This is a genomic window from Albidovulum sp. (genome assembly GCF_049646345.1).
Taxonomy (GTDB): domain Bacteria; phylum Pseudomonadota; class Alphaproteobacteria; order Rhodobacterales; family Rhodobacteraceae; genus Albidovulum.
Window position 1 is genome coordinate 1 of record NZ_JBARVQ010000263.1, and the last position, 4,795, is coordinate 4,795.

Below are 4,795 nucleotides of genomic sequence, written 5' to 3' on the forward strand. Positions count from 1 at the left end.
GCTGACCGGGCAGGTTCTCGTTGTCGCGTGATGGCGGGAGGATGCCGGGCCGCTTGGGTTGAGGCGGGGAACGAAAACTTCTATGCCTCCGGCGGGGATATTTGGACCAAGTGGAAGAGCCGGTGACCGAGGACGAGATCGCACAGTTTTTTACCCGGTCATCGGGCGATTACATCTTTGCCCGCTGGGCGCGGCCCATCGTGCCCGTGGTGTTCGGCACCGATGACAAGACGCTCGCGACCGTGAAGGGCGCGGTCGAGGCGGTGGTGACTCTGGCGGGTCACAGGATGGCTGAGACCGATTTCGAACAGGGCGCGAATCTGATGGTCTTCTTCTTCCGCGACTGGCGTGAGTTGCTGGAGGTGCCCGATCTGAACCGGTTGGTCGAGGGGCTGGCGGGGCTGGTCGCCCGGCTGGACGCGGAAGGCGCCAACCAGTACCGTCATTTCCGGTTTGAGGAGACGGGCGCGATCCGGGCCTGCATCGCCTTTATCCGCTTGGATGACAGCCTTGCCGATATGGCGGCCGAGACCATTGCGCTCAGCCTGGCTGCGCAGGTGATCCTGCTTTGGTCGGACACGGCCTTTCACAACCACTCGCCACTGGCGCAGGTGGGCGACAGGGTGATCCTCAGCCCCGATATCGCGGATGTGATCCGCGCCGCCTATAGCCCGGTCCTGCCAGAAGCTACGCGCGATCAAAGCCATGCGCTGCGGCTGGCCGCGCGGATCGGGTGATCCGGCTCTTTCCGTCAGAACACACGTTTGCCAAAGGCGCTCTGTGCGCCTGTGGCGCGCAGTCGGATAAAGCGTGACGCCGCAGGCGTCTCCTTTGGATCAGACCTGTTTGCCCGGGATCAGTTGCCGGTGATCTGCACCTTGCCGACGAGGCGGGCGCCTTTTTCCGAAATCAGCGTCCGGGCGGTGACATCCGCCTTCACATCTGCGGTCTTCACCAGTGACAGTTCGGTGCATTTGATCCGGCCCGATTGCGCGCCCTGGACGGTCACCGTTTCCGCCGAGATCGCACCATCGACCCGTCCGCCGGGATGCACGTCGACCGCGCGGGCCTCGACATCGCCGGTCACCTTGCCCTTCACGTCAACCTCGCCATCCTTGGAGGTGACATTGCCCTCGATGTTCAGGTCTTCTTCGATCACGGAGCGGGTCATGCGGGCATCTTTCGCTTCTGGCGCGGTCCGGGACGGCGCGGATTGTCTTACTTTATGGCTACACCAGCACTGGCCCCCTGCCAAGCCGCTTGGTCGGCAGACCGCTTGTCAGGCACACGACGGAACCGTTAGGGATGAGCCAGGAGCAGCAGAACAGATCATGAGCCACACATTTCCGATCCGCGTCTACTACGAGGATACCGACCTTGCCGGGATCGTCTATTACGCGAACTATCTGAAGTTCATCGAACGCGGTCGCACCGAATGGGTCCGGCATCTTGGCGTCGATCAGGGGCGGTTGAGAGAAGAGGAAGGCATTGTCTTTGCTGTGCGTCGGGTCGAGGCGGACTATCTGCGACCTGCCAGGTTCGACGATGACCTGACCGTGGAAACCCGGGCCGAGGCCGTCACTGGTGCGCGGATCGTACTCTACCAGGCCGTCACGCGGCACGGCGAGGCTCTGTTTCAGGCCACGGTCACACTTGTCTGTCTGACGGATGATGGCCATGCTGCCCGCATTCCGGCGGAAATTCGCCGTCTGCTCGGGGGGGCTTTGCACTGAGGGTGGGCGATGAACGGCCAGCCACGCAGATGTGTTGGCATTCCCACTAAAACCGGGATAGAATCAGTTGTAAGAGAGCCGCAGCAAATGTGGCCCAAACGGCGAGCAGTAACTTATGGAAACCGAAACCCTTGCGATGGCGCAGGAGATGGACTTCTCCTTGCTTGCGCTTTTCTGGCGCGCCTCTTTCGTTGTGCAACTTGTAATGATCATGCTGACGGTGGCCAGTTTCTGGTCCTGGGCGATCATCGTACAGAAATTCATCTCGTACCGGCAGGCGCGGCATGAGGCGTCGATCTTCGACCGCGCCTTCTGGTCGGGCGAGCCGCTGGATGAGCTGTTCGAAAAGATAGGATCGCAGCCTGATGGCGCGAGTGAGAAGATCTTCGCCTCCGGCATGGTCGAATGGCGGCGCTCGCACCGCGAAGGCGGCGAACTGATCGCCGGGGCGCAGGCGCGGATCGACCGGTCGATGGATGTGGCCATCGTCAAAGCGACGGAAAACCTGACGCGCGGGTTGCCTTTCCTTGCGACCGTCGGATCGACTGCCCCCTTCGTCGGCCTTTTCGGCACGGTCTGGGGCATCAAGGTGGCGTTTGAGCAGATCGCGATTTCGCAGAACACGTCACTTGCGGTCGTGGCTCCCGGCATCGCCGAGGCGCTTCTTGCGACCGCGCTCGGTCTTGTAGCGGCGATCCCGGCGGTGATCTTCTACAACAAGCTCTCGACCGACAGCGACCGCATCATCTCGGGCTACGAGGCCTTCGCCGACGAATTCGCCACCATCCTTTCGCGCCAGCTGGACGGCTGATCCGATGGGCGCAGGTGTGATGAAATCGGGCGGTGGCGGCGGACGGCACCGCCGTCGTGGCGGACGTGGCAAGGCTGGCGTGATGAGCGAGATCAACGTCACGCCTTTCGTGGATGTGATGCTGGTGCTTCTGATCATCTTCATGGTGGCGGCCCCGCTGCTGACCGTGGGTGTGCCCCTGGAGCTGCCGAAAACCGCAGCACAGGCCGTGGCGACCGAGCAGGAGGAACCCCTAACCATTTCGGTGCAGGAGGATGGCACGATCTCGATCCAGAACACGCCCACGCCCGAGGGTGAGCTGATCGCCAAGCTGCGCGCTATCGCCGCCGAGCGGACCGATGACAAGCTTTTCCTGCGTGCCGATGGCAAGATCCCCTATGAGCGCGTCGTGCAGGTCATGGGGGCGCTGAATTCCGGCGGCTTTTCCAACATCGTTCTTGTCACCGATGCCGGTGGCCCGAGCTTTGACGGGCAGGCGGGGAACTAGGGCATATGCCCATGGAGAGGTCCGAACGCACAGGTTTGATCGTCTCGGGGGCCGCGCATCTGGGCGCGATCCTCTGGCTCATGCTGGGCGGGATCTTCTTTTCCCACGATCTGCCGCCGCCGGTCGAGACGGCCGAGGTGACGCTGATGTCTGAGGCGGAGTTTGTGGCGATGACGGCAAAGGCGCCGACTGCACCGACAGAAAGTGCTCCGGAGCCGTCGCTGCCTGAACCCGCACCGGTCGAGGAAACACCCCCGGCACCCGAACCGGAAACCCAGCCCGAACCAGCGCAGCCGGTTGAGCCGGAACCGCAGCCCGAACCCGATATAGCGCCGGATGTGACCGAACTGACCCCGCCGGAACCGGAGGTGGAGGACACGGCCCCCACGCCGCCGACCCCGCCGACGGAAATCCCGTTGGAAACGCAGCTGCCAGAACCGCAGCCCGATCCGAAATCCGCGCCCCGCGTCGCGCCCGATCCGACGGATGCGCCCGATGAGAATGCCGATGTGGCACCCGAGGCCGTGGCCGAGACGACGCCGGAACCCGCCGAGGAACCGGTGCCGGAGGAACCCGAAGAGGCCGCCGCACCGCCCGAAAGCGGTCAGGTGCTGGAAACCGAGGCCAACAAGGACCAGACCGACCTGGCCTCAGCCGCGCCGACATCCTCGCCGCGTCCGAAGCCGCGTCCCGAGAGAAAGCCCGACCCGGAACCCGCGCCCGAGCCGGAGCCCGCACCGGAGCCTGAGCCGTCCCAGTCTGAGACAGGCGGGCAATCGCTGGACGATATCCTCAAAGGGGCGGCTGATGAGGCCCCTTCCCCCGGCACCGGCACGGCACCGTCCGGCCCGCCGCTGACCGGCGGCGAGAAGGACGGCTTCCTGCGGCAGGTTTCGCAATGCTGGAACCTCGGCGCGCTGTCGACCGATGCGATGGCAACTAAGGTCACTTTGGCCTTTTCGATGACGCCTGAGGGGTTGCCTGTCAGCAGCAGCATTCGGATGGCCGATTATGAAGGCGGCAGCGAGGCCGCAGCGCAGCAGGCCTATGAGGCCGCCCGCCGGGCGCTGATCAGGTGTCAGGGGCAGGGCTATGCGCTGCCGCCTGAGAAGTACGAGCAATGGCGGGAGATCGAAATGGTCTTCAATCCCGACAATATGAGGCTGAGATGATCCATCCCGCCCGATCCGAGCGACAACACGCCGATCGCTGTAACAATCTGACGGGGACCGGTTGTTCCGCCCTCACCCGTGTCGCAGCTTCCCCCCAAGACAAAGCGAAAGGGAAATTCCCGATGCTCAGGACCTTCATCGCCGCCGCCTTCTGCGGCCTTGCCGTGCCGTTTGCCGCAGCAAGCGAACCCTTGCGGCTGGAACTTGGGACGGGCGTGATCGAACCCCTGCCCTTCGCCACCCCGACCTTTGTCGCCGAAAATCCCGGTGCGGCGGAGATCGCGCAGGCGATCACGCAAGTGGTGGCCGCTGACCTTGCCGGTACCGGTCTTTTCCGGGAAATCCCCTCTTCGGCCTTCATCAGCGGCGTGTCGAGCTTTGACGCGCCGGTCGCCTATGCCGACTGGAAGGCGATCAACGCGCAGGCGCTGGTGACGGGGGCGGTGGCTGCGACCTCGGATGGACGGATCAATGTGAAGTTCCGGCTCTTTGACGTCTTCTCGGACGCCCCCCTTGGGGACGGGTTGCAATTCGGCGGCGGGCAGGGGGACTGGCGGCGGATCGCGCACAAGGTGTCCGACCAGATCTATGC

At 64.0% G+C, this 4,795-nt stretch carries 6 protein-coding genes and 1 pseudogene; 6 read left to right on the plus strand and 1 reads right to left on the minus strand.

The genetic code is table 11. The features are described from left to right. Window positions 1-122 precede the first annotated feature (122 nt). On the plus strand, window positions 123-737 hold the full coding sequence (locus WBB85_RS06285) for a hypothetical protein (protein WP_432637775.1): 615 nt from the start codon (window positions 123-125) through the stop codon (window positions 735-737). A gap of 119 nt (window positions 738-856) precedes the next feature. Here WBB85_RS06285 and WBB85_RS06290 read toward each other — a convergent pair whose 3' ends face one another. After that, entirely contained in the window at window positions 857-1,171 is a 315-nt protein-coding gene (locus tag WBB85_RS06290) for a bactofilin family protein (protein WP_432637776.1), read from the minus strand. Between the two features lie 160 nt (window positions 1,172-1,331). On the opposite strand from WBB85_RS06290, the gene ybgC reads away from it, so the two are divergent. The 5 genes and pseudogenes from ybgC to tolB form a co-directional block, all read left to right on the plus strand. After that, entirely contained in the window at window positions 1,332-1,733 is a 402-nt protein-coding gene (ybgC, locus tag WBB85_RS06295; RefSeq protein ID WP_432637777.1) for a tol-pal system-associated acyl-CoA thioesterase, read from the plus strand. Window positions 1,734-1,848: 115 nt separating this feature from the next. Then, window positions 1,849-2,544, plus strand: a complete 696-nt coding sequence (gene tolQ / locus WBB85_RS06300; protein WP_432637778.1) for a protein TolQ — start codon at window positions 1,849-1,851, stop codon at window positions 2,542-2,544. Window positions 2,545-2,548: 4 nt separating this feature from the next. Then, a complete protein-coding gene (gene tolR, locus WBB85_RS06305; RefSeq protein WP_282368102.1) occupies window positions 2,549-3,031 on the plus strand; it encodes a protein TolR in 483 nt (160 codons plus the stop codon). Between the two features lie 11 nt (window positions 3,032-3,042). Next, window positions 3,043-4,203, plus strand: a complete 1,161-nt coding sequence (locus WBB85_RS06310; protein WP_432637779.1) for a hypothetical protein — start codon at window positions 3,043-3,045, stop codon at window positions 4,201-4,203. Between the two features lie 122 nt (window positions 4,204-4,325). Continuing rightward, window positions 4,326-4,795, plus strand: a pseudogene (tolB, locus tag WBB85_RS06315) (Tol-Pal system protein TolB); the annotation flags it as partial.